This is a genomic window from Pseudomonas sp. SO81 (assembly GCF_030374125.1).
Taxonomy (GTDB): Bacteria; Pseudomonadota; Gammaproteobacteria; order Pseudomonadales; family Pseudomonadaceae; genus Aquipseudomonas.
Genome location: NZ_CP126126.1, coordinates 1006989 through 1030310 on the forward strand (window position 1 = coordinate 1006989; position 23322 = coordinate 1030310).

Below are 23322 nucleotides of genomic sequence, written 5' to 3' on the forward strand. Positions count from 1 at the left end.
TTGTGCCTGTGGGACTGCCGATCACAAGGCCCGCAGAGCCTTGAGGATTCCCAGCAGGTGGTAGAGCCTGAGCGTCGGCACGCCGGCGACGAAGGAAGCCTCCTGGCGCCCGCAGTACTTCTGCTTGTGAAAGAAATTCCCCTGGCAGGGATAGATGAACGCGCAGCGGCGATAGATGAAGTCGAAGGCCCAGGCCACCCAGGCGTTGTGCGGATAGACCTCGCCTTTCTTCAGCGCCAGCGGCGACAACCCCAGGGTGAGGAGTTCCTTGCCCTCGGCTTTGAACTGACCCATGGCATGCAGGACGATGGCATCGTTGGTGCCGTTCGGCGCGTCCTTGATCGCCCGCGATGCGTTGTGCAGATAGCCGATGACCCGGCCGTCGCGGTACAGCGGGTCGAAAACGGCGAGGGCCAGAAGCCGGCCGTGCTTGCGCGCCCAGAAGTAGCGGACGCCCTCCTCGTCCTCCAACACCAGTGGCCGCGTCAGGCCGGCGAGATCATGGCCGCCCTTGCGCGCGAGCCATTCGCGGTTGAGCTCGTCCAGCTCCTCGCCGCCCTGCTCGCTGAGCCGCCCCTCGTGCACTTCGACGCCTTCGCTGCGCGCCTTGTTGCGCCAGCGGCGCAGGTGGGCATATTGCTTGCCGCGCAGCTCGAGGTCGAAGCCGGCCAGGTCGATCTCCGAATTGACGCCGAACTCGTTCACCGGATAGCCGCGGGCGCTCAGCACATCGGCGAAGGCGCTGCCGATGTCGAGAAACACCGTGAGCACCCGGGTGGCCGCCAGATAGGCGTCGAGCAGCGGCGCGAAGTCGGCCCTGGCCGCAATCGGGTCGCCGATCACCACATTCATCCCGCGCGGCGCATAGAGGGGATGCCTGACCGGGATATAGGCGAGATAGCCCAGCTGCGGGTGAATGAACTGGGTCGCGCCGGGCTGCAGCGAGGAATAGGCCATCGCGCTGCTGCCGTGGCGCAGCAGAAATGGCCACAGCAGTGAATGCTGCGTCCGCTCGGCGCAGTCGCCGTCCAGCAACGTGGAAACGGTCTGCATCGCTTCAGCCCCCGGAAGGCTGGGTTTCGCCGATATCCACGCGGATCACCTGCTTGCTCAGCACGTGTTCGGCGAGCGCATGGTTGTCGGTTTGCGTCGGGTGGAAGTCGCGCCGAAGCACCTGCAGGCAGCCACGGGTCATGCGCGCGAAGAAGCGCTCGTCGCGGAAGAAGTAGCGGAAGGCACGGCGCCAGGTAGCGAGACGGAACAACTGGCCGTCCTGGCGCAGGAAAGTGGCGCAGGCCAGAGCCAGGTAGCTCATGTTGACCAGGTAGGCCATCACCACCCCGTAGCCCAGCCAGAAACGGCTGCCCTCGGTGGCCTGGTACACATCGAAGGCCACCGACTTGTGTTCGATCTCCTCGGCGAAGTGCCACTCGTACAGGGCGCCGGCCCGCGCATCGCAATGCCGCAACCGGCCGCTGCTCAGGGTGATTTCGGCGAAGAGCTCGTTGATGCGCTCGACGCCCACCACGAAGGCCAGCTGCTGCCGTGCGGTGGAGGTCGGGGTGAGGATCTTGAACGAGAGGAAGCCGGTGAAGCGCCGGAACGTCTGCATGCGGAAACCCTGGCGCTGCAACACCTCGATGAACTGCTCGTGGCCGCGGGAATGGGACAGCTCCTGGCCGATCAGGCCCCGCGCCTCCTGGAGCAGCGCGGGGTCTTCGATCTGGCCGAGGTACTTCTTGATCGTCTGGACGATGAAGGTCTCGCCGTCGGGGATGGTCATCGAGTATGCGTTCAGCCAATGAGTCAGGAAGACGTCGTCCTTGACCCAGATCCGCGGCGTTTCATGCTCGTCGTAGCGGATGTCGAAGCGCCGGGCGGCAAGAACATCCCGGCTGTCGCTGGCGTTATCGCTCATCAGGCATTCCCCGTGGTTATGGTTATCTGGCTGGAGGTGCAGGGACAGCACTGCCCGGCCTGTCTCGCTTGCGATAAGCGACGGGACTCTAGAGCACAACGAACGCGCCGCGACATCGGCCGAATGGCGTACCGGAAGAAAGGAATGAGGGGGGCGAGCGGAGTCAGCAGTGCGAGCCAGCCAATAAGGCGGCCAGCCCGCACCGCCGGTCAGGCAGGCCTATCAACGCTCGTAGGCACCCAGGTCACAGATCGAGCTGCCGTTGCGGTCGCCATCGCGCGGCCGGGCGACGCCGCGCTGGTCGTTGTGGGTACAGGAGCCCAGACCGGCATCCACCGCCGGGCTGCCATTGCGCAGCTGGTGGTACTGGGTGCCGGGCCCGTTGCCGTTGGCAACTGTCGTCGAGGACAGCCGCGCAGCGAGCACCTGGGTGAACACCACATCGTCCTCCACCGTGACACTGTTATCGGTGCAGGTGGTGAGGTCCGATCCGAGCAACAGTCCCAGGGCCCGGTAGCCAACTCCCTGGTGGCTGCAGTTCATCGGCACCTGGTTGAGCCGGTTGCCGGCGACGATGCTGTTGCGCAGCACCAGGCTGCCCAGGTTGCTGACTCCGAGCCCCTCGTTGCCGGCCACGGTGACATAGCTCAGCTGCATCTGCGCCTCGGCGCCGCTGGGCGAGAAGCCGGCCAGGCCGTTGGCGATCACGCCATTGGTGTCGGTGCCGAAGTTGCCGCTGACCGTACTGTTGACCAGTCGCAGCACGCCGCTCTCGTTGTTGACGATCGCCGCCCCGCCACCGCCGCCGGCATATTGCCCGGCCAGATTGCCGACGAAGGAGGAACGGGCCACGTCGGCATTTCCCTCGTTGTAGATGGCTCCGCCATGGGCGTAGTCGACGTCGTTGTCGGTGACGCTGTTGCCCTGGAAGTGCGTGTCGCGCACCACCAGCGTGCCCAGGTTGTAGATGGCACCACCCCGCCCGGAGAAGCCCTCGTCGCCGTTGGAGTTGTTGTCGCGGAACAGGCTGAACCTGACATTCAGCTCGCCGAAGTTGGCGATCGCCCCGCCCTTGCCCTGGATGCCCGGCGTGGCGCGGTTGTCATAGAAGCCGACGTAGGTGATCACCGCCTCGCCGTCGTTGCGTATCGCCCCGCCATAGGTGTCGGCACGACCGCCACGCAGGCTTAGGTTGCGCAGGTTCAACTTGGCACCCGGCAACACTTCGACCAGGCGATCGGAAACACCCTGAATAAAGGTGTTGGTATAGATGTCGCCGACGATGGTCAGCTCGCCGGTGATATCCAGGTCGCCGCGAACACCCACGTCCTCATCTGGATCGGGCTCCTCGTCCGGGTTCCACCCAGGGTCGGCCAGCGTAAGGGGATAGGTACCCGGACGCAGCTCGATGCGATCCGGGCCGGGGTTGAGGTTGGCCTTGTAGATGGCCTCGCGCAGCGAGCAGTCATTTACGCAGGCCGGGCGAAACAGGTCTTGGGTGTTGCTGACCATAATGGTCGGGGCACCCTGAGCCGTAGGCGCGGACAGCGCGGCGGCCAGAGCAATAGAAGAGAAGCAAGCAGAGCGGATGTGCATGGCGATCCTCCAGATTATTGAGAACTCCCAGTCGGAGAATGCTCGGCTTCCGGCGACCGCCATCGATGCCTGAACGATGGGCAGCTCTCACTAGACTGACGAAATCTTCTCGGGTTCGCCGACACCCCGCCGACGCCACGTGACGCCCTTCACATCCCGCCGCCATTAGCCGTTTCGCTGTTGAAACATCCTCCCCTGACGATTTGAGAATCGCTTCACAAACCGCTCTAGCCTGAGGCTTTCCGTTCGTCGGTCGTCATCTTCGAACAAATATTGACAATCCGCCGCTTCGCTGTTGGAAACCCCTTGCGCATCAATGTGATAGAGAAATCGCATCCAGTGTCGAATTACCGTCAATTTGTAGGCGCCAGTATATCGACGAACGGTAATTACCAAAGCCGACGCAGCTCCGTATAAAGCGCTCCATCCCCGGCCGGATCACTGGCCAGGTTTCAAAAGCTTCATTCTGTGTGCGAGTAACTGGCAGGGCGGCTAGGCAGTTTTTCAAGTCGGGATCGACCTGCGCTCCGAATGAGATTTACCTCTTTATTCATCGGAGTTTTTTACTTTCATGATCGACCTCAACACCTGGAACCTCACCATCCCTGTTGGCGAACCCGCTACCACCATCGACACCCCGATGCTCGCCGGCGGTTACCAGGACGACTACTTCAAGAACATCAATGGCGTCCTGTTCTTCTGGGCACCGGTAGACGGCACCACCACCAAGAACGCCAAGTACCCGCGCAGCGAACTGCGCGAGACCTATGCCGACGGCACGCGTCGCAACTGGAAGTATCAGGATGCCGACAACAACAACCTGGACGCCACGCTGAAAGTCACTCAGGTTCCGTCCACCGGAAAGGTCGTGATCGGCCAGATCCACAACGTTGAAGGTGACGATCCGCCCATCAAGGTGCAGTACCAGTACAGCGCTTCGGACAAGACCGGGAAGATCGTTGCGATTTATCGCAGCAAACCGGGTGTCGATAGCGTCAGCGTCACCATTCGCAGCGGCGTAGCGATGAACCAGTCGTTCTCCTACTCCATCCGCCTCACTCGTGCCGGCACGCTGGCGGTCTATACCAAGGTCAATTCGGTGAGCCAGCGCTGGACGACGAAGCTGGACCCGACCTGGGGCGCACAGACCATGTACTTCAAGGCCGGCTCCTATGTTCAGGACAACATTGGCGACAACACCGAGGCAGGTGCCGCGGAGTTCAACCAACTGAAGATCACTCACCAATAAGCGAGTAACAGGCGCCGGCTACTGCCGGCGCTTGCTTGTAAATAGATCACTCTTAATCGCAGCTCGACATATGCAGACGCGACTAGAGGCTCAAATGATTTAAAAACAAGCCTTTACATCCTATTTGTCGCACTAGACTTCAAGTTGAGCGGCTAACCCCGCTTCCGGCGGGGTCTTTATTAGAACCAAGAACAGCTGCCAAGCACCTGACCCCGCCGGCACCTTTCGCGAGGGCCTCATGGGAATTGCTGCCAGCGAGCTGTGCCAACACGTCATCCGCCCCACTCTCGTCTATCTGGGGCGCCATTCACCCACCGCCGAAGCCCTGCTCCTGGGCGCCGCCGCCAGTCAATCGGCACTCGGCAGCGCGCTGGACGACAGCCAGGGCCACGGTCTCTACCGCATCAGCGCCCTGCGCCACGAGCAGCTGTGGGACCTGCACCTGGCCCGCGATCCGGACCTGGCCAGCCTGGTCCGCGGCCTCGCCAGCCAACACGCGTTCCTCGCCGCACCGCACCTCGAACTGACGGTCAACCTGCGTTACGCCACGGCCATCGCCTGGCTGCTGGTGGAGAGCGAACATGCGGAGCTACCGGCCGCCGACGACCTGCACGGAATGGCGCGCATCTGGCGCAAGGTGTTCCATCCGCATGGCCGCCTGCGCGACTTTCTACAGGCCTGGCAGCAATGCATCCCACAACCTCACCAGGCGGCTTGAACGCGGTAAAGGTGGAACCTTTTCTGTGACTAACCAGTCACTTACAGGCCGACCCGGGGTTAACGAAAGTTCACGAAAAAGCCGTCCCAGAGCGGTTGGCAAGGTCCGGCAAACCGGTTAGCTTGCCGCCCTCGTTTTTGCTGTTCGTGAGCCTCCTAATGAAAAAACTCTGGTTGAAGACTTCTCTCGCACTGGCCATCGGTGCGGTTTCCACTCACAGCCTGGGCAACGGAATTGCCATCAACGAACAGAGCGTCAGCGGCATGGGCACCTCCTTCGCCGGTCGCGCCTCCGCGGTCAACGACGCCTCCATCCTGTTCGGCAACCCGGCGGGCCTGACCAAGCTCAAGCGCCCGGAAGTGACCGGCGGCTTCGGCCTGGTCGACGCCAAGGTCGACCTCGACAACGCCAGTGACGAAACCGCCAAGGGCGACATGGTGCCGCTGACCCCGGTGCCCTTCGCCTTCTACGCCAGCCCGATCGACGAGAGCTGGCACTGGGGCCTGGGCCTGTACGTGCCCTATGCACTGATCAGCGACTACGAGAAGAGCTTCGGCGGCCGCTTTAAGGGCCAGTACAGCAAGGTGGAAGTGGTCACCCTGCAGCCGACCATCAGCTACCAGATCAACGACCGCGTGTCCGTCGGCTTCGGCCCGACCATCAACAAGATCAAGGGCAAGCTAGTCAGCAAGCTGGACAACAGTGCCGCCTTCGGCACCGGCGAAACCAAGGTCGGCATCAAGGGCGACGACGTTGGCTACGGCTTCAACGCCGGCGTGATGGTCGACGTCACCGACCAGCTGACCTGGGGCCTGACCTACCACTCCAAGGTCGACTACACCCTGGAAGGCCGCACCCGCATCACCGGCGGTGACGGCCCGATCTTCAGCGCCTTCAACGGCCAGTACGATGCCTCCCTGGACTTCACCACCCCGGAGACCGTGGACACCTCGGTGACCTACGCCTTCGACGACAAATGGACCTTCTACGCCGGCGCCACCTTCACCCGCTGGAGCCGCCTGCAGGAGATCGTGGTCGAGAACCAGGGCACGCCGAGCATCCTCGGCCTGAGCCCGATCGGCGAAGTCAGCGAAGAGCTGAAGTGGCACGACACCTGGTCCTATGCCATCGGCGCCTCGTACCAGCTCAACCCGCAGTGGGTCCTGCGTACCGGCCTGGCCCTCGACCCGTCGCCGGCCGAGAACGAGCACCGCAGCGTGCGCATCCCGGTGGGCAACCGCAAGGTGTTCTCCCTGGGTGCCGGCTGGTCGCCGAACCCCGACCTGACCATCGACGTGGCCTACTCTTACCTGCGCGAGAACGAGGCCAAGGTCAACCAGCACTCCACCGAGCTGGCCGGGCGCGAGATCGCCCCGGGCTTCAGCGCCGAGTACAACAACAGCGCCCACGGCGTAGGCCTGCAGGCCACCTACCGCTTCTGACGGCAGGTTCTGCGGACATGAAAAAGCCGGGCATCTGCCCGGCTTTTTCATGGGTCACCATTAATTACTGAGCAATAGCCTTCTCGATGGCCGCCAGCAGATCCTCGTCGTCCGGCTTGGTCAGGCTGGAGAAACTGGCGATCACCTTGCCGTCGCGCCCCACCACGTACTTGTAGAAATTCCAGCGTGGCGCGCTGCTCTGCTCGGCCAGCTCGCTGAACAGCGGTATCGCCTCATTGCCGCTGACCGCCTGCGGCTCGCTCATGGCGAAGGTCACGCCGTAGTCGATGAAGCACACCTTGGCCGTCTCGCCGCTGTTGTCGGCCTCCTGCTTGAAGTCGTCGGAAGGCACGCCCAGCACTTCCAGTCCCTGCCCTTTGTAACGCTGGTACAGCGCCTCCAGGCCCTTGAACTGCGGGGTGAAGCCGCAATGGCTGGCGGTGTTGACCACCAGCAGCGGCTTGCCAGCGAAACGCTCGCACAGATCGATGCTTTCCTTGGAGCGCAATTGTTGCAGCTCGCCCTGGTCCTTGAGCAGGGGCGAACAGTCGGCCGCCCACAGCGGGGCGGCAAGCAGGGACGACAGCAGCAGGCAGGACAGGCGCGCGATCATGGGGGCATCTCCAAAGGGTATGCGCCCACGCTACTCGTCCGCGCCTGCTCCGGCAACGGCCGCCGCGGCAACGTTCAGCACAGGCTCATGCCCAGCTGCAGCAGGGCCAGTCCGCCCTGGCTCCAACCCCACCAGGCCAGCGCCAACAGCAGCGCCACTCCCAGCAGGGCCAGCGTGGTGGCGGCCGTACGGCTCACGCCGCCGCCCCGGCCCGCAGGCGTACCACCGGCTGCTCGCGCACGGGCCAGTTGAGCGCTGCCGCCAGCAGGCCGAAGAGAATCGACAGCTGCCAGACCACGTCGTAGCTGCCGGTGTGGTCGTACAGATAGCCGCCCAGCCAGCCGCCGAGGAACGAGCCGAGCTGGTGGAACAGGAAGACGATGCCACCGAGCATCGACAGGTTGCGCACGCCGAACAGGGTGGCCACCGTGCCGTTGGTTAGTGGCACCGTGGACAGCCACAGCAGCCCCATGGCCATGCCGAACGCATAGGCACTCCACTCGGTCAGCGGCGAGTAAACGAACGCGACTATCACCACCGTGCGCGCCAGGTATAGACCGGTGAGCAGGCGTGGCTTGGACATGCGCCCGCCGAGCCAGCCGGCGATATAGGTACCGAACACGTTGAACAGCCCGACCAGCGCCAGCACCGTCGTACCAACCGACGCCGGCAGATGCTTGTCCACCAGGTACGACGGCAGGTGCACGCCGATGAATACCACCTGGAAGCCGCAGACGAAGAAGCCCAGCGCCAGCAACCAGAAGCCGGAATGGCTGCAAGCTTCCTTCAGCGCCTCCGCCAGGCTCTGCTCGCCACCGACCGGGGCCGGTTGCGGATGGTCACGCACCATCAGCGCCAGCGGTACGATCAGCGCGACCAGCATGCCCAGAGCGATCAAGGCCGACGACCAGCCCAGCCAGCCAATCAGCCCCAGGGTGCCCGGCAGCATGGCGAACTGGCCGAAGGAGCCGGCCGCCGCCGCGATACCCATGCCGATGCTGCGCTTCTCCGGCGGCAGCGCCCGGCCGACCACGCCGAGCAGCACCGAGAACGAGGTGCCGGACAGGCCGATGCCGATCAGCAGACCGGCACTGAGCGACAGCGACCAGGCCGAGTCGGCGCCGGCCATCAAGGCCAGACCGGCCGCGTAGAGCAGGCCACCGGCGACTATCACCCGGCGCGCACCGAAGCGATCGGCGATGGCCCCGGTGACCGGCTGAGCCAGGCCCCAGATCAGGTTCTGCAGGGCGATGGCGAAGGCGAATACCTGGCGACCCCAGCCGTACTCGCCGCTCATGGGCGAGAGGAACAGGCCGAAGCCGTGGCGGACGCCCAGCGACAGGGCGAGGATCAGCGATGCTCCCAGCAGGAGCCAACTTGCCGTGCGCCATGGGTTGTTCATCTGCGTTCTCCGCGGGGCGTTCCCGTCAGTCGATGGTTTCCAGATCGTCCAGCAGCGCCATCAGCTCTGCCCGTTTGTCCGCGCCCAGGCGCAGCGCCAGCTCCTGCTGAGCCCGTTCCCACAGTGGCGCGCCCTGCTCCAGCACGCGCACGCCGGCATCGGTCAGCGCTACCTGCCGGCTGCGCTGGTCGGTACCGCCGCCGAGCTGCAGCAGTCCCCTGCCCTCCACCACCCGCAGGTTGCGCCCGAGGGTGCTGCGGTCCAGCCCCATGGCCTCGGCCAGGGCGGAAATGCTCGGCTGCCCCAGGCGCTGCAGATAGCGCAGCAGGGAAAACTGGGCGGCATTCAGCCCGACATCGGCCAGGGCTTCGTCGTAGATGCGGGTCACCCCGCGGCTGGCGCGGCGCAACTTGGTACAGAGACATTGGGTCGGCAACATGGATACAGGTATATACCCGCATCTGCCGATCAGGCAGTTACAGTTGCGACATAAACGAGCGGAACAGCCGCTCAGTACAGGGGGCGCCGCTAGCTCCAGACACGCTCGCTATTCATCGATGGTGGGGTGTCGCTCGCCGAAGGCAGCGCACCATCGCCAGCGACGCGACGCATCCGGGGCCGCGTCTGATGGGCTGTCGCTGCGCTCCGAGACCACCCTACGGTGTAGCGCTTTGTAGGGTGTCACTCGCCGAAGGCAGTGCACCATTGCCAGCGACGCGGTGCATCCGGGCCACGTCTGGCGGGCTGTCGCTGCGCTCCGAGGCCGCCCTACGGTGTAGCGCTTTGTAGGGTGCCACTCGCCGAAGGCAGTGCACCACCAGGCGCTTAAGCCGCAGCCAGACGAGACGCTCCGGTCAGCCCCACAACGCCAAAGCCACCAGCACCGCACACTCGCCCAGTTCCAGCAGCGCACCGGCGGTATCGCCGGTGGTACCGCCCAGGCGGGCAACGAAGGCGCGGCGCAGCAGCCAGAACACCAAGGCGGCAGCGAGCAACGCCAGCACGGCGGAGAAACCGAACAGCAGCATGGCCAGAGCATGTCCCGCCAGCACCAGCGGCAGGCGCTCTCGGGGCAGATGCTCGGCCAACGCCGCGCCCAGGCCGCCGGCGCGCACATATGGCGTGGTTAAAAACAGCAACGGCGGCAACGCGCGGCCGAGCCAGGGGGCCAGCAGCAGCCCGGCCCAGGCATCTCGCTCGAGCAACACGACCAGCGCGGCAAACTTGAGTAGCAACACCAACAGCAGCACGACCACCGCGATGGGACCGCTGCGCGGGTCCTTCATGATCGCCAGCGTGCGCTCACGATCACCGTAGCCGCCGACCCAGGCATCGGCCGTGTCGGCCAGGCCATCCAGATGCAGTCCACCGGACAACCCGACCCAGACGGCCAACAGAATGGCCGCCTGCAGCAGCGCCGGTGTAGCGCCGAGCAGCAGGTGCAGCGCCAGCAGCAGGCCGCCGAGCAGCGGCCCCACCAGCGGATACCACAACAGCGAGCGGCCGATCTGCGCAGGCTCCGGCATCCCAGCCAGCCGAACAGGCAGGCGGGTGAGGAACTGCAGGGCGATCAGCAGCGGCTGCGGCAGCATCAGGCTTCGGTCAGCTGCAGACCGGCTTCGACCTGCAGGCCATGCAGCGCGCCATAGCCCACCTCCACCTGCAGCAGCTGGTTCTCCGGCAGCTTGCGCGCGCGGGCCAGTAGCAGACGCATCACGCCACCGTGGGTGATCAGCAGCACGCGCTGGCCATCCAGCTCGGCCTGCAGACGCTCGATGGCGCCCAGCACGCGCCCGGCGAAGTCCTTGACCGGCTCGGCCTGCGGCGGCGTGAAGTGGTAGGGCTCGTTCCAGAATTTGCCGAGCGCTTCCGGATCCTCCAGCAGCACCTCGGCCGAATTACGCCCCTCCCAGGCGCCGAAGTGCAGCTCGCGCAGATCGGCCTCGATGCGCAGCGGCAGGCCGTTAGCTTCGGCGAACTCGCGGGCGAAGGACTCGCAACGCTGCAGCGGCGAGCTGATCACCAGGTCCCAGCCGCCCTTGCCGGCCAGGGCCAGCTGCATCTGCTGGCGTCCCTGCTCGGTCAGCGCATCGTCGCTGCTGCCGCGAAAACCGGGGCCGGCGTCGGTCACACCATGGCGCAACATATCCAGGAAAAGAGTCATAAGCGGTCCTCAACCAGTGCTTCGGAAAATGTAGCCATGCCGCCGTGCAGGGCGCAGGCCAGTTTGATCAGGGGCAGCGCCAGGGCGGCACCACTGCCCTCGCCCAGGCGCAGGCCGAGGTCGAGCAGCGGCGTGCCGCCGAGCTCCGCCAGCAACGCGGCGTGGCCCGGCTCGGCGCCGGCGTGGGCGAACAGCAGCCAGGGCTGCACGCCAGGATTCAGGCGCACGGCGCACAGGGCCGCCGCGCTGCAGATAAAACCATCGACCACCGCCGGAATACCGGCCTGGGCGCAGGCCAGATAGGCACCAGCCAGGGCCGCCAATTCGAAGCCGCCGACTCGGCGCAGGGCCTCGAAGGGTTCGGCAAGCGCAGCGCCGTGCAGAACCAGGGTGCGCTCGATCACCGCCTGCTTGTGGCTGACGCCAGCGGCGTCCAGCCCGGTGCCGGGACCGGCCAGCTGTGCCGGGCTCAGGTCACTCAGCGCACAGGCCAGGGCCGTGGCGGCGCTGGTATTGCCGATGCCCATCTCGCCGGCCAGCAGCAGATCGCAACCCTCGGCCAGGGCCTGTTGCACCGCGTCGCGACCGGCCTGCAGGGCGGCGGCACATTGCTCGGCGGTCATGGCCGGCTCGACGGCGAAGTTGGCGGTGCCGGCGCCGAGGCGAAGATGGCGCACACCAGGCAGCTCCAGATCGAGATCGATGGTGCCTAGGTCAAACAGGCGCAACGGCATGCCCTGCTCGCGGGCCAGCACGCTGACGGCGGCGCCGCCGGCGACAAAGTTGCCGAGCATCTGCGCGGTCACCGCCTGCGGATAAGCGGACACGCCCTCGGCGACCACCCCGTGGTCGCCGGCGAACAACACCAGCTGCGGGCTGCGGATGACGGGTTTCTCCCGTCCCTGCAGTGCGGCCAGGCGCACGGCCAGGGCCTCCAGCGCACCGAGGGCGCCGGTCGGTTTGGTCAGTTGCGCCTGGCGCGCCAGGGCGGCGGCCTCGGCGACAGCATCGGGTTGGCGGCAGGCTTGCTGCCACCAGAATGAAGAAGTCATAGCGGCGCTCCTTTGAGCAGCATGGGCAGGCCGGCGACGCAGAACTGCACACGCTCGGCCCGTTCGGCCACGGCCTGGTGCAGCCAGCCGGCCTCGTCGACGTAACGACGGGTCAGCTCACCCAGCGGCACCACACCCAGGCCGGTCTCGTTGCTGACCAGGATGATGCGCCCGGGCAGCTCGGCCAGCGCCTCGAGGAAGGCATCGCGCTGCATGGCCAGGCGGGTCTCGTCTTCCAGCATCAGCAGGTTGGTCAGCCACAGGGTCAGGCAGTCGACCAGCAGGCAGCGCTCGGGGGCGGCATTGTCGCGCAGGGCACGGGACAGTTCGAGGGGCTCCTCGACCAGGCCCCACTGCGCCGGGCGCGAGGTACGGTGATGGGCGATGCGCTTGGCCATCTCGCCGTCCCAGGCCTGCCCGGTGGCGATATAGGTGACCGGCAGGCCGCTGTCCGCCGCCAGCTTCTCGGCCAGACGGCTCTTGCCGGAGCGGGCGCCACCGAAGATCAGTTCAAGCATGGACAGTACCCTCTGGATCGACCCTCACCCCAACACTCTCCCGAGGGAGAGGGTGCTGATCGAGGCTGCGTTGAAATGTGTGCTCAAACTCGAGCACGGAATAACCCACTCTTCCTGCCGAAGAGGACCGGGATGAGGGAGTCGCCCCCGCCCGATGCCTCGCCAATGCGCATGACACTCCTAGAGGCCACATAACTCACGCAACAGCCGGGTATCCAGATGCGCCTCGACCAGGTCGGCCAGGCGCTCGATATCGCGTTCGCGGCGCGCATAGTAATCCACCTGGCGCGCCTCGCGCAGACCGGCCCAGCGCAGCAACTCGGCGCAGGCGGCCGGCTGCTCGAACAGGCCGTGCAGGTAGGTGGCCATGACCTGGCCGTCGGCGCTGATGGCGCCGTCGCTGCGGCCGTCGTCCAGGCGCACGGCGGGACTGCCCAGCGCCGGACCGCTACTGATCCCGGCGTGGATCTCGTAACCGCTGACCTCCAGATCACCCAGGCTCAGGCGCCCGCGTACATTACGCAGCTGCTTCTCCGGCTCCAGCACGGTGGCGTAGTCGAGCAGGCCGAGGCCCGCGCTGCTGCCGGCCGGGCCTTCCAGACCATGGGGATCGTCGATACGCGTGCCGAGCATCTGTAGGCCGCCGCAGATGCCAAGGACCTTGCCGCCGTAGCGCAGGTGGCGGGCGATGGCGGCGGCCCAGCCGTGCTCGCGCAGACGCGCCAGGTCGGCCCGTACGCTTTTCGAGCCGGGCAGGATGATCAGGTCGGCCGGCGGCATGCTCTGCCCTGGGCCGATAAACTGCAGGTCCACCTGCGGGTGCAGGCGCAGCGGATCGAAGTCGGTGTGGTTGCTGATGCGCGGCAGCACCGGCACGGCGACGCGCAGTACCTCGCGCTCCTTGTCCGGCTGCAGCACCTGCACCGCGTCCTCGGCCTCCAGATGGAAGTCCATCAGGTACGGCAGCACGCCGAGCACTGGCTTGCCGGTGCGCTGCTCCAGCCAGTCCAGCCCCGGTTGCAGCAGGGCGATATCGCCACGGAAGCGGTTGATCACAAAGCCCTTCACCCGCGCCTGCTCGCTCGGCGACAGCAGCTCCAGGGTGCCGACCAGATGGGCGAACACGCCGCCCTTGTCGATATCGGCGATCAGCAGCACCGGGCAGTCCACCGCCTCGGCGAAGCCCATGTTGGCGATGTCGCCGGCGCGCAGGTTGATCTCGGCCGGCGAGCCGGCGCCCTCCACCATCACCACCGGATACTGCGCGGCCAGGCGGGCGTGGGATTCAAGCACCGCCTCGCGGGCAACGCGCTTGTAGTCGTGGTAGGCCATCGCATTCATATTGCCGATGGCGCGGCCCTGGATGATCACCTGGGCGCCGGTGTCGCTATTGGGCTTGAGCAGCACCGGGTTCATATCGGTGTGCGGCGCCAGGCCAGCCGCCTGGGCCTGCACCGCCTGGGCACGGCCGATCTCGCCGCCATCGGCAGTCACCGCACTGTTGAGCGCCATATTCTGCGGCTTGAATGGCGCCACGCTGACGCCCTGGCGTTGCAGCCAGCGGCACAGCGCGGTCACCAGGGTGCTCTTGCCCGCGTCCGAGGTGGTGCCTTGCACCATCAGAGTGGCCGGCAATCCGGTGGTCATGCGGGCATCTCCTTCAGCGCCAGCTCCAGGCGCTGCCAACCGGCCTCGTCGCCGGGCAGGCCGAAGCGCAGGCAGCGAGTCTCGGCGAACAGGCGCAGGAGAATGCCGCGCCGGGCGAAGTAGCCGTGCAGGCCAACCGCCTGGTGATGGCCGACCAGCTGGAACAGTGCGCAGCCACCGGCCGGGGCCAGACCATGATCGCTGAGCAGCACGGCCAGGCGCAGGCCATCGGCGCGCAGGCGCTCGCGCTGGCGACGCTGGCCTTCGCCATCGGCCAGCAAGGCGCAGGCCACCGCCCGCGTCGGCCCACTGACGGTCCAGGGCCCGAGCTGCTCGCCGAGGCGCTCGAGCAGTTCGCTTGCGGCCAGGACGAAGCCCAGGCGAATACCGGCCAGGCCGAAGAACTTGCCGAACGAGCGCAGCACGATCAGCCCCGGGCGCTGACTGTCGGTCGCCAGACTGTGCTCGGGGGTGCAGTCCATGAAGGCTTCGTCGACCAGCAGCCAGCCGCCGCGCCCGGCCAGTCGCGCGTGCCATTCGAGCAGACGCTCGCGTTCGATCAGCCGGCCGCTAGGATTGTTCGGGTTGACCACCAGCAGCACGTCGAGGCGCTCCAGCGAGCGCTCCACCGGGCCCTCGCCCAGCTCCTGGACCAGATGACCCTCGCGGCGCCAGGCGGCGGCATGCTCGGCATAGGCCGGCGAGACGATGCCGACCCGCAGGCCGGGGCGGCGCAGACGAGGCAGGGTCTGGATCGCCGCTTGGGAACCGGCCACCGGCAACAATGCAGGCACGCCGTAATAGTCGCGAGCCGTCGCCTCCAGGCCGTCGTCGGCCTCGGGCAGGCGCTGCCAGGCGGAATCGGGGATGGCCGGCAGCGGCCAGCCATAGGGGGCGATGCCGGTGGACAGGTCGAGCCAGTCCGCCAGCGGGATGCCATAGCGCTGCGCCGCCTCGCGCAGGCGGCCACCGTGTTCAAGCAAGGTACAGCCCTCCCACGACCAGGATCAGCAGCCACAGGGCCACGCCGCCATGCACCAGGTTGAGCGCCCGCTCGATATCGCGAGCCTGCGGCGGCAAGCCTTCACCCAGCTGCGGACGCTGCTCCTCGATGCCATGGTAGACGGCCGAGCCGCCCAGGCTGACGCCCAGGGCGCCGGCGCCGGCAGCCATCACCGGGCCGGCATTGGGGCTGTCCCAGAGGGGCGCCTGGCGCCGCCAGCAGCGCAGGGCCAGGGCGGTGCGGCCGAGCAGCGCGTAGGTCAGCGCCACCAGGCGCGCGGGAATGTAATTGAGCGCGTCGTCGATGCGCGCGGCCGCCCAGCCAAAGCGCTCGAAACGCTCGTTGCGGTAGCCCCACATGGCGTCCAGGGTATTGCTCAGGCGGTACAGCACCACACCCGGTGCGCCCAGCAGGCAGAACCAGAACAGCGCGGCGAACACCGCATCCGAGCCGTTCTCCAGAACCGACTCGGTGCCGGCGCGGGCCACGCCGGTGGCATCCAGCTCGGCGGTGCGCCGGCTGACCAGGTAACCGACACGCTGCCGCGCCTGCGGCAGATCGCCCAGACGCAGCGCCTGGGCCACCGGCAGCGCATGCTGGCCGAGGCTCTTCAGGCCGACGGCGAAATACAGGGCGAGGATCTCCAGCAGCCAGCCCAGTTCGCTCAGGCTCAGCAGCCAGACCAGCGCCACCGGCGGCAGCACCGCCAAGCACCAGCCGCTGACGCCATGGCTGCGCCAGCCGCGCCCACCGGCATTGAGGCGCTGCTCGATACGTTTGGCCAGGTTGCCGAAGCCCACCAGCGGGTGCCAGCGTCGCGGCTCGCCGAGCCAGGCATCCAGGCCCATGCCGGCCAGGGCGGACAGTGCGACGCTCACGTCTGCTGCCCCCAGCGATCGGCGAATACCAGCTCGCTCAGCGGCCGCTCGCTGGCCCAGCCTTCCTGCACCAGCATCGGCCGCTCGTAGAACTCGGTCACCGGCCCCAGGCACAGCACCGCCACCGGCTGGCTGCCCGCCGGCATGCCGAGCAGCTCGGCCAAGGCCAGTGGATCGAACAGCGACACCCAGCCCAGCCCCAGGCCTTCGGCGCGGGCCGCCAGCCAGAGGTTCTGGATGGCGCAGCTGAGCGAGGCCAGGTCCATCTGCGGCAGGGTGCGGCGACCGAACACATGGGCCTCGCGACCATCCATCAGGGCCGCCACCAGCAGCTCGGCGCAGTCGCGGATGCCCTCGACCTTGAGCCGCATGAACTCGTCGCTGCGCTCGCCCAGGGCCTCGGCGGTGCGCACCCGCTCGGCCTCGACCAGGCCGTGGATGCCCTCGCGCAACTCCGGTCGGGTGATGCGGACAAAGCGCCAAGGCTGCATCAGGCCGACACTGGGCGCCTGGTGCGCCGCCTGCAGCAGGCGCGCGAGCAGCTCCGGTGCCACCTTGCCGCCGGCGAAGTGGCGCATGTCGCGGCGTTCGGCGATGGCGCGGTAGACCGCGGCGCGCTCGTCGGGGCTGAAGGCGTGGTCGCTCATGGCAACAGCAGCTCGGCCGTCGCGCTGGGGTTGGACGGCAGGTAGAAGTGGATATAGGAGGCGGTCAGGCGGCCATCGCGGAACACCGCCTCGGCCACCGGTTTGCCGTTCGGGCAGACGCCACGGGCCAGCGGCGCCTGGGCGCAGTCGAGCACAGAATGGTGGTAAGTATGCCCGCGCAAGCTGCCTTCCGGCAGTTCCACCTGCTGCAGTGCCAGGGCGGCCAGGCGCGGCTGCATCACCGCACGTCCCGGCAGCAGGCCGAGCAGCTCGGCGCTTTCGCCCTGCTTGTCGGTCAGCGCCTCGAGCAGATAGAGCATGCCGCCGCACTCGGCGAGGATCGGCTTGCCGGCCGCGTGATGGGCGCGAATAGCCGCAAGCATCGACCGATTGCCCTGCAGCCGATCCAGGTGCAGTTCGGGATAGCCGCCAGGCAGGTACAGGCTGTGCACCTCCGGCAGGGCCTGGTCGGCCAGCGGCGAGAAGAACACCAGCTCGGCGCCCAGGGCGCGCAGCAGATCGAGATTGGCCTGGTAGAGGAAGGCGAAGCTGGTGTCGCGGGCCACGCCGATGCGTACGCCTTTCAGCAACGGCTCGAAGGCCTGCTCCTGCGGTGCGGCAAAGGCGACGGGATCGGGCAGCAACGCGCCGGCGCTGGCCAGCAGGGCATCGGCGGCGGCGTCCAGGCGCGAGTCCAGATCGGCCAGCTCCTCGGCCTGGATCAGCCCCAGGTGGCGGCGCGGCAGCTCCAACGCGGCGGAGCGCGGCAGGCCGCCGAACCAGCGGATCGAGGGCGGCAGGCTATCGCGCAGGATGCCGTTGTGGCGCTCGCTGCCGGTGCGGTTGGCCAGCACCCCGGCAAACGGCAGGCTGTGCTGGAAGTGCGCCAGGCCATAGGCCATGGCGCCGAAGGTCTGGGCCATGGCACCGGCGTCGATCACCCCCAGCACCGGTACTTGCAGACGCCGCGCCAGATCGGCGGCCGAGGGGCTGCCATCGAACAGGCCCATGACGCCCTCGATCAGGATCAGGTCGGCCTCGCCGGCTGCCTGCCACAGCAGCTGGCGGGTCTGCTCCTCGCCGACCATCCACAGATCCAGCTGGTACACCGGCGCGCCGCTGGCGCGGGCGAGGATCATCGGATCGAGGAAGTCCGGGCCGCACTTGAACACCCGCACCCGCTTGCCGGCACGGCTGTGCAGGCGCGCCAGGGCGGCGGTGACGGTGGTCTTGCCCTGGCCCGAGGCGGGAGCGGCGATCAGCAGGGCCGGGCAGTGGCGTGGCTCGGCCATCAGAATTCGACCCCTTTCTGCGCCTTCACGCCCGCCTTGAAGGCGTGTTTGACCAGGGTCATCTCGGTCACCGTATCGGCCGCCTCGATCAGCCCCGGCTGGGCGCCGCGACCGGTCACCACCACGTGCTGCAGCAGCGGGCGTGCCTCGATATCGGCCAGCACCTGATCCAACTGCAGATAGCCGTGTTTGAGGGCGATATTCAGCTCGTCCAGCACCACCAAGCCGATGCTCTCGTCGGCCAGCAGGCGACGCGCCACCTGCCAGGCCTCGCCGGCCATGGCGACATCGCGCTGACGGTCCTGGGTCTCCCAAGTGAAGCCCTCGCCCATCACGAACCACTGCACCTCGTCGGGGAAACGGCGGAAGAAGGCTTCCTCGCCGGTGCTGGCGGCGCCCTTGATGAACTGCACCACGCCGACCTTAATGCCATGCCCCAGGGCGCGGGCGACCATGCCGAAGGCCGAGCTGCTCTTGCCCTTGCCGTTGCCGGAATGCACCAGCAGCAGGCCATATTCGTCCTGGGCCTGGGCGATCTTTGCGTCGATCAGGGCTTTCTTGCGTTGCATGCGCGCCAGATGACGGGCGTCGCGTTCGGCCGACTCGTTCATGTTCGGACTCCTCTTTGCCGGCGCCACAGCGCCCTGCGCACCCGGCTGGCGGGTACACGAACAGAAACAAGGACAGAACGAGGAAAGCAACGGCCAGGCCCGAGAAGGCCGCAACCGCAGAGCCCGCCGCACTGCCGTGGATCGCGACAGGCCGGTCTCCGGGCTCGTGAGCCAGGCCTCGCGGCCTGCGGATCGCGCCTTCCCGTGCCGGGGCACAGTGGCGTCGAGCGACCCTTTTACTCACCTACCGTTGCGGGGGCAGCGCCGGAATCTTCGTAACGAATGCACCGGCTTCCCTGTTTCACCCTCGGACGCGTCGCGTCGGGGCACCTGAAGCAGGCGCGCAGCTTAGGCCCAGCGCATGCCTCGGTCAATCGCGCGCCGCCCGGCAGATCGGTCGAACCCACAGGGACCAGGAGGCTCACAGCAAGACAACCGAGCAAAGGAGAACCCCATGGCTAAGCAACGCTACGCCTCCTGCATCCAGGCCTGCAGCGCCTGCGCCATCGCCTGTGAAACCTGCGCCGCCGCCTGCCTCAAGGAACCCGACCTGCAGCACATGGCCATCTGTATTGCCTGCGATATCGACTGTGCCGACATCTGCCGCCTTGCCGAGCGCCTGATGGTGCGCGACAGCCCGCTGTGCGACGAATTCGTGCGCCTCTGCGCGATAGCCTGCCAGGCCTGTGCCGAGGCCTGCGGCAAGCATCAGCATGACCATTGCCAGCAATGCGCCCAGGCCTGCCAGCGCTGCGTGGTGGAATGCGAGGCGCTGGCCGCCGGCGCCTGAACTCGAACCTCAGTGCCTGGGCGTGAAGCCCGCCGGCTTGCTCGCCAGCCACTCGACGAAGGTGCGCAGGCGCTCGTCGCCCAGCAGGGCCTCGCGGCTGTTGTAGGTCAGCGCCAGTTCCTTCTCGCTGAACAGCTTGTGGATCTGGTTGTGGCAGGCGCGGCAGACCCACAGGGTGGCGGTGATGCGCTCTGTCTTGGCGAAGCGCTTCTGCACGTAGGGCTTGTCGTGCAGGGCCTTGGGGATCAGGTGGTGGCGGGTCAGCGGCAAGGCGCGGGCGCAGAGCTCGCAGGCATCGGGCTGGGGTGGCAGGCGGATCGGTTCGGGCATGTGGCGATGATGCCACAGCCCTGGCTGGCCGGCGCTAACGCTTGCGGCAGATGCTCAGCCCGTCGCCCAGCGGCAGCAGGCTGAGGTCGACGCGGGTGTCGCGGCGCAGGCCGCGGTTGAGCGCCTGGATCGCGCGGGTATCGGCGCTGTCCGGGCTGGTCTCCAGCACCCGACCACCCCACAGCACGTTATCGAACAGGATCAGGCCGCCCTTGCGCGCCAGCACCAGGGCGTGTTCCAGGTACACCGTGTAGTTGGCCTTGTCGGCGTCGATGAAGATCAGGTCGAAGCTCTCGCCATGGCCGCCACGCTCTAGCCCATTGAGCGTCTCCAGCGCTGGCGCCAGGCGCAGATCGATGCGTTCGCTCACCCCGGCCTCGTACCAGTAGCGCTCGGCGATGGCGTTGTACTCGCCGGGCAGGTCGCAGCAGATCAGCCGACCGTCTTCAGGCATAGCCTGGGCCATGCACAAGGCGCTGTAACCGGTGAAGGTGCCGATCTCGAGAATCTTGCGTGCACCGCACAATTGCACCAGCAGGGCCATGAACTGACCCTGCTCCGGGGCGATCTGCCAACGCGCCATGGGCAGCAGCGCGGTCTCTTCGCGCAGGCGCTTGAGCAGCGGCGCCTCGCGCAACGACACGTCCAGCAGGTACTGGTAGAGGGCGTCGTCGAGGTTCAGCGTGCGGTTGGTCATGGCTGGCGTGCCAGCTGGCCCGCGGCCAGGACCCGCTTGGCGCCGAGGTAGCTCTTCTGCCAGTAGGCCTGGGTCAGGTAGTCCAGGCGCACGGTGCCGCCGCTGGAGGGGGCATGCACGAAGCGCCCCTCGCCGACATAGATGCCGGCATGGCTGACCTTGCCGCCGCCGTTGGTGGCGAAGAACACCAGGTCGCCGCTCTGCAGCTCGCCACGGCCGACATTGGGCACGCGCAGGTTGATCATGTCGCGGGTCGAGCGCGGCAGCTGGATGCCGGCGGCGTTGCGGTAGACGTAGCCGATCAGGCCGCTGCAGTCGAAGCCGCTCTCCGGCGTGTTGCCGCCATAGCGATAGGGCGTGCCTTCCAGGCCGATGGCGCTGATCACCACGTCATCGGCGTTGGCGCCGACTATGGGGAAGGGATTGTTGGGTTCTTGGGAGGGAGGGTTGCCGGCGCAGGCGGTGAGCAGCGCGGCGAGGGCTAGCAGGGAGAGGCGAGCCGTGAAATGCATGGGCGGTCGTCCTGGCCGGAATGCGCCCTACTCTGCCGGCTCGCAGGCACGGGCGCAAGGCCCGTGCACTGCTTTGGATCAGGGCCGGATCAGCGATGCAGCGGCGAACGCTCGGCGGACGGTTGCTCCGGCGCCATGGCCAGCACGCGCTTGGCTTCCATGTAGCTGCGGCTCCAGTAGCTGTCGTCAAGGCTGTCCACCCGCACACCGCCGCTGCGGCTGCTGCTGGAATGGATGAACTGGTCGTCGCCCAGGTAGATGCCGGCGTGGCTGACGCGGCCACGGCCACGGTTGTTGAAGAAGATCAGGTCGCCCGGCTCCAGCTCGCTGCGCGATACCAGCGGCGCGTCGAGATTGATCAGCTCGCGGGTGGAGCGCGGCAGCTTCATGCCCGCCTCTTCCTTGAACAGGAAGCCGACGAAGCCGCTGCAGTCGAAACCACTGGTCGCCGAGGTGCCGCCCATGCGGTAACGGGTACCGACCAAGGACAGGCCATGGGCCAGGATATTGTCCGCCAGCGAGGGCAGCTCGTAGGGTTTGTCGTCCGTGAAATCCGCCATTTGCTCGTCGGTCATGTACTCGACGGGCTTTTGCGGTTGTTGAGCCAGATCCATCTGGGGCTGCGGCGCCTGCTGGGTGGCGCAGGCCGCCAACAGGGCTGAGAGTGCAATGGGCACGAGGGGTGCGAAGCGCTTTAGCATGGGCACGACCGTGTCAGTCTGGTTTTTATAAGGGGGCGACTATGCCCTCTGAGAACATGATTTGCAAATTCAATGCCCAGGAATGTGACTCAGTAGTTCCGGCAAAACGTCTGACGCCCTTCCCGATAAATGGGCATCCACCCAGCGGCTGATATCGGTCTGCTGCGGATTGATTTCCACCGTAAAACCCCCATTCCTGCGGGCTTCCACCAGCGGTTCGACTATGTAGGGGAAGCTCGCCGTAGTACCGACCGCGATAACCACTTCGAAGCCCTGGCGCACCTGATCATAAAGCCGACCAATGGCATCCTCGGGCAGCATTTCCTCGAACAGCACCACCGGCGGGCGCAGGATGCCCCCGCATTGTGCGCAGCGCGGCGGCAAGGGTTTTTCCAGGTGCGCGGCCAGCTCGGGATCTTCGGCGCCGCAGGACTGGCAGAACAGTGGCGCTAGCTCGCCATGGATCTCGATCAACCGCTCCAGCGGAGAACCCGGCTGGCGGTGATAGCCATCGATGTTCTGCGTCAGCACCCAGCAACCCGGCTTGCGCCGCTGCAGTTCGGCGATGGCGACATGCCCGGCATTGGGGCTGGCGGCCAGGCAGGCCTCGCCAAGCTGGGCCAGGTACTTCCAGCACAGCGCCGGATCACGCTGCAGCATGGGCCCGGACAACGCCGCCTCGATTGGCAGGCCCTCGGCTGTCAGGCCGTTGTACAGACCACCGAGGCCGCGGTAGGTGGGTAGCCCGGAGTCCGCCGAGAGCCCGGCGCCGGTGATGATCAGAATGCGCTCGGCCCGCTGGATTGCCCGGGCGACGCGGAGAATATCCTGCTGCATGGCATTGCCTCCTCGGACCGCAAAGCGGCTTTATCAGTGATTGACTGTATGCGCGAGCATCACCGACAGCTGACACAGCGGCCGGCCACTCTGCGCGTGCCACTGGTTGAAGGCAGCCTGCACCAGCGCCAGGTCCTTCTGGCTGGTCGGTGCCTTGTCGATGATGTCCTGGGCCTTGAGCGCGGCGACCATGTCGTCGGTGGGGATAAAAGTGTCCTTGCCGACCATGCGCAGGAAGCGAGGCGCCGACAGGCCGCCGAGCTGGCTGCCGTGCTTGGCCAGGTACTTCCACAGGCCGACGATGTCGGTCACCGGCCAGTCGGCGATCAGCGCGCCGAAGCTGCCCTTGTCCTTCTGCACGTCGAGGACGAACTGGGCGTTGCGCGGCACACTCTTGAGCTTGCCCAGGTGGCGGATCAGGCGCTCGTCCTGCATCAGCCGCTCCAGGTGCTCGGCGCCCATCAGCACCACCTTCTGCGGATCGAAGCCGAAGAACACCTGCTCGAAGGCCGGCCACTTGGCATCCACCAGGCTGTGTTTGAGGCCGGCGCGAAACACGCGCAGGGCGATCAGCGACAGGTAGCGGTCATCGCTCAGCGCGCGCAGCTCGGCGTCGCTCTTCGGCTGCGGCAACCGGGCCTCTAGCGCCGCGGCCGAGCCGAAGCGATTGAGGCAGTATTCGTGCAGCCACTGATAATCACGCAT

The 23322-nt window shown here is 66.8% G+C and carries 27 protein-coding genes and 1 riboswitch; of the genes, 4 read left to right on the forward strand and 23 right to left on the reverse strand.

All coding sequences use genetic code 11. The features are described from left to right. Positions 1-21 precede the first annotated feature (21 nt). From OH686_RS04795 to OH686_RS04805, 3 genes are all read right to left on the reverse strand, one after another. On the reverse strand, positions 22-1035 hold the full coding sequence (locus tag OH686_RS04795; RefSeq protein WP_289536493.1) for a DUF2156 domain-containing protein: 1014 nt from the start codon (positions 1033-1035) through the stop codon (positions 22-24). Positions 1036-1057: 22 nt separating this feature from the next. Continuing rightward, entirely contained in the window at positions 1058-1918 is an 861-nt protein-coding gene (locus tag OH686_RS04800) for a metal-dependent hydrolase (protein ID WP_289536495.1), read from the reverse strand. Between the two features lie 222 nt (positions 1919-2140). Then, the gene (locus OH686_RS04805) at positions 2141-3514 is read right to left on the reverse strand and encodes a choice-of-anchor Q domain-containing protein (protein WP_289536496.1); all 1374 of its coding nucleotides are present in this window, start codon (positions 3512-3514) and stop codon (positions 2141-2143) included. 571 nt (positions 3515-4085) lie between these two features. Here OH686_RS04805 and OH686_RS04810 point away from each other — a divergent pair. The 3 genes from OH686_RS04810 to OH686_RS04820 all read left to right on the forward strand — a co-directional run bounded on the left by OH686_RS04810 (position 4086) and on the right by OH686_RS04820 (position 6923). Further along, positions 4086-4763, forward strand: a complete 678-nt coding sequence (locus tag OH686_RS04810; RefSeq protein ID WP_289536498.1) for a polysaccharide lyase family 7 protein — start codon at positions 4086-4088, stop codon at positions 4761-4763. Positions 4764-5001: 238 nt separating this feature from the next. Beyond that, positions 5002-5481 carry a hypothetical protein gene (locus OH686_RS04815; protein WP_289536500.1) on the forward strand — a complete coding sequence of 160 codons (480 nt, stop codon included), beginning with the start codon at positions 5002-5004 and terminating at the stop codon, positions 5479-5481. 158 nt (positions 5482-5639) lie between these two features. Further along, complete coding sequence (locus OH686_RS04820; RefSeq protein ID WP_289536502.1) at positions 5640-6923, forward strand: outer membrane protein transport protein; 1284 nt, start codon at positions 5640-5642, stop codon at positions 6921-6923. A gap of 64 nt (positions 6924-6987) precedes the next feature. On the opposite strand, the gene OH686_RS04825 is transcribed toward OH686_RS04820, so the two are convergent. From OH686_RS04825 to cobO, 14 genes are all read right to left on the reverse strand, one after another. Then, positions 6988-7536, reverse strand: a complete 549-nt coding sequence (locus OH686_RS04825; RefSeq protein WP_289536503.1) for a glutathione peroxidase — start codon at positions 7534-7536, stop codon at positions 6988-6990. A gap of 74 nt (positions 7537-7610) precedes the next feature. Next, the gene (locus OH686_RS04830; RefSeq protein ID WP_289539132.1) at positions 7611-7733 is read right to left on the reverse strand and encodes a hypothetical protein; all 123 of its coding nucleotides are present in this window, start codon (positions 7731-7733) and stop codon (positions 7611-7613) included. Then, a complete protein-coding gene (locus OH686_RS04835; RefSeq protein WP_289536505.1) occupies positions 7730-8938 on the reverse strand; it encodes an MFS transporter in 1209 nt (402 codons plus the stop codon). The genes OH686_RS04830 and OH686_RS04835 overlap by 4 nt, the downstream gene beginning before the upstream one ends. A gap of 25 nt (positions 8939-8963) precedes the next feature. After that, on the reverse strand, positions 8964-9377 hold the full coding sequence (locus OH686_RS04840) for a MarR family winged helix-turn-helix transcriptional regulator (protein ID WP_137972453.1): 414 nt from the start codon (positions 9375-9377) through the stop codon (positions 8964-8966). A 415-nt stretch (positions 9378-9792) separates the two neighbouring features. Beyond that, positions 9793-10530, reverse strand: a complete 738-nt coding sequence (locus tag OH686_RS04845; protein WP_289536508.1) for an adenosylcobinamide-GDP ribazoletransferase — start codon at positions 10528-10530, stop codon at positions 9793-9795. Then, positions 10530-11102, reverse strand: a complete 573-nt coding sequence (gene cobC, locus OH686_RS04850; RefSeq protein ID WP_289536510.1) for an alpha-ribazole phosphatase family protein — start codon at positions 11100-11102, stop codon at positions 10530-10532. Before cobC ends, OH686_RS04845 begins: the two co-directional genes overlap by 1 nt. Beyond that, positions 11099-12154: a nicotinate-nucleotide--dimethylbenzimidazole phosphoribosyltransferase gene (gene cobT, locus OH686_RS04855; RefSeq protein WP_289536512.1), complete on the reverse strand. Its 1056-nt coding sequence runs from the start codon at positions 12152-12154 to the stop codon at positions 11099-11101. Before cobT ends, cobC begins: the two co-directional genes overlap by 4 nt. Continuing rightward, positions 12151-12672 (reverse strand): bifunctional adenosylcobinamide kinase/adenosylcobinamide-phosphate guanylyltransferase, encoded by a 522-nt coding sequence (gene cobU / locus OH686_RS04860; RefSeq protein ID WP_289536514.1) that lies wholly within the window; start codon positions 12670-12672, stop codon positions 12151-12153. Before cobU ends, cobT begins: the two co-directional genes overlap by 4 nt. Before the next feature lie 180 nt (positions 12673-12852). Continuing rightward, a complete protein-coding gene (locus OH686_RS04865) occupies positions 12853-14319 on the reverse strand; it encodes a cobyric acid synthase (protein WP_289536515.1) in 1467 nt (488 codons plus the stop codon). Continuing rightward, complete coding sequence (gene cobD, locus OH686_RS04870) at positions 14316-15302, reverse strand: threonine-phosphate decarboxylase CobD (RefSeq protein ID WP_289536516.1); 987 nt, start codon at positions 15300-15302, stop codon at positions 14316-14318. The genes OH686_RS04865 and cobD overlap by 4 nt, the downstream gene beginning before the upstream one ends. Next, entirely contained in the window at positions 15295-16200 is a 906-nt protein-coding gene (gene cbiB / locus OH686_RS04875; RefSeq protein WP_289536517.1) for an adenosylcobinamide-phosphate synthase CbiB, read from the reverse strand. Before cbiB ends, cobD begins: the two co-directional genes overlap by 8 nt. Further along, on the reverse strand, positions 16197-16847 hold the full coding sequence (gene bluB / locus OH686_RS04880) for a 5,6-dimethylbenzimidazole synthase (protein WP_289536518.1): 651 nt from the start codon (positions 16845-16847) through the stop codon (positions 16197-16199). The genes cbiB and bluB overlap by 4 nt, the downstream gene beginning before the upstream one ends. Continuing rightward, positions 16844-18139: a cobyrinic acid a,c-diamide synthase CobB gene (locus OH686_RS04885; protein WP_289536520.1), complete on the reverse strand. Its 1296-nt coding sequence runs from the start codon at positions 18137-18139 to the stop codon at positions 16844-16846. Before OH686_RS04885 ends, bluB begins: the two co-directional genes overlap by 4 nt. Then, positions 18139-18750 carry a cob(I)yrinic acid a,c-diamide adenosyltransferase gene (gene cobO / locus OH686_RS04890; protein ID WP_289536521.1) on the reverse strand — a complete coding sequence of 204 codons (612 nt, stop codon included), beginning with the start codon at positions 18748-18750 and terminating at the stop codon, positions 18139-18141. The genes OH686_RS04885 and cobO overlap by 1 nt, the downstream gene beginning before the upstream one ends. Positions 18751-18882: 132 nt before the next feature. Continuing rightward, a riboswitch (cobalamin riboswitch) is annotated at positions 18883-19099 on the reverse strand. A gap of 105 nt (positions 19100-19204) precedes the next feature. Between cobO and OH686_RS04895 the strand changes: the two genes are divergently transcribed. Beyond that, a complete protein-coding gene (locus OH686_RS04895) occupies positions 19205-19540 on the forward strand; it encodes a four-helix bundle copper-binding protein (protein ID WP_289536523.1) in 336 nt (111 codons plus the stop codon). A 9-nt stretch (positions 19541-19549) separates the two neighbouring features. On the opposite strand, the gene OH686_RS04900 is transcribed toward OH686_RS04895, so the two are convergent. From OH686_RS04900 to OH686_RS04925, 6 genes are all read right to left on the reverse strand, one after another. Continuing rightward, positions 19550-19870 carry a hypothetical protein gene (locus tag OH686_RS04900; protein WP_289536525.1) on the reverse strand — a complete coding sequence of 107 codons (321 nt, stop codon included), beginning with the start codon at positions 19868-19870 and terminating at the stop codon, positions 19550-19552. A 34-nt stretch (positions 19871-19904) separates the two neighbouring features. Then, positions 19905-20567 carry an O-methyltransferase gene (locus OH686_RS04905; RefSeq protein ID WP_289536526.1) on the reverse strand — a complete coding sequence of 221 codons (663 nt, stop codon included), beginning with the start codon at positions 20565-20567 and terminating at the stop codon, positions 19905-19907. Beyond that, a complete protein-coding gene (locus OH686_RS04910; protein WP_289536527.1) occupies positions 20564-21079 on the reverse strand; it encodes a C40 family peptidase in 516 nt (171 codons plus the stop codon). The genes OH686_RS04905 and OH686_RS04910 overlap by 4 nt, the downstream gene beginning before the upstream one ends. 89 nt (positions 21080-21168) lie before the next feature. Next, entirely contained in the window at positions 21169-21780 is a 612-nt protein-coding gene (locus OH686_RS04915; protein WP_192397036.1) for a C40 family peptidase, read from the reverse strand. 69 nt (positions 21781-21849) lie between these two features. Next, complete coding sequence (locus OH686_RS04920; protein ID WP_289536530.1) at positions 21850-22617, reverse strand: NAD-dependent deacylase; 768 nt, start codon at positions 22615-22617, stop codon at positions 21850-21852. A gap of 33 nt (positions 22618-22650) precedes the next feature. Further along, positions 22651-23322 carry a DNA-3-methyladenine glycosylase I gene (locus OH686_RS04925; protein ID WP_289536531.1) on the reverse strand — a complete coding sequence of 224 codons (672 nt, stop codon included), beginning with the start codon at positions 23320-23322 and terminating at the stop codon, positions 22651-22653.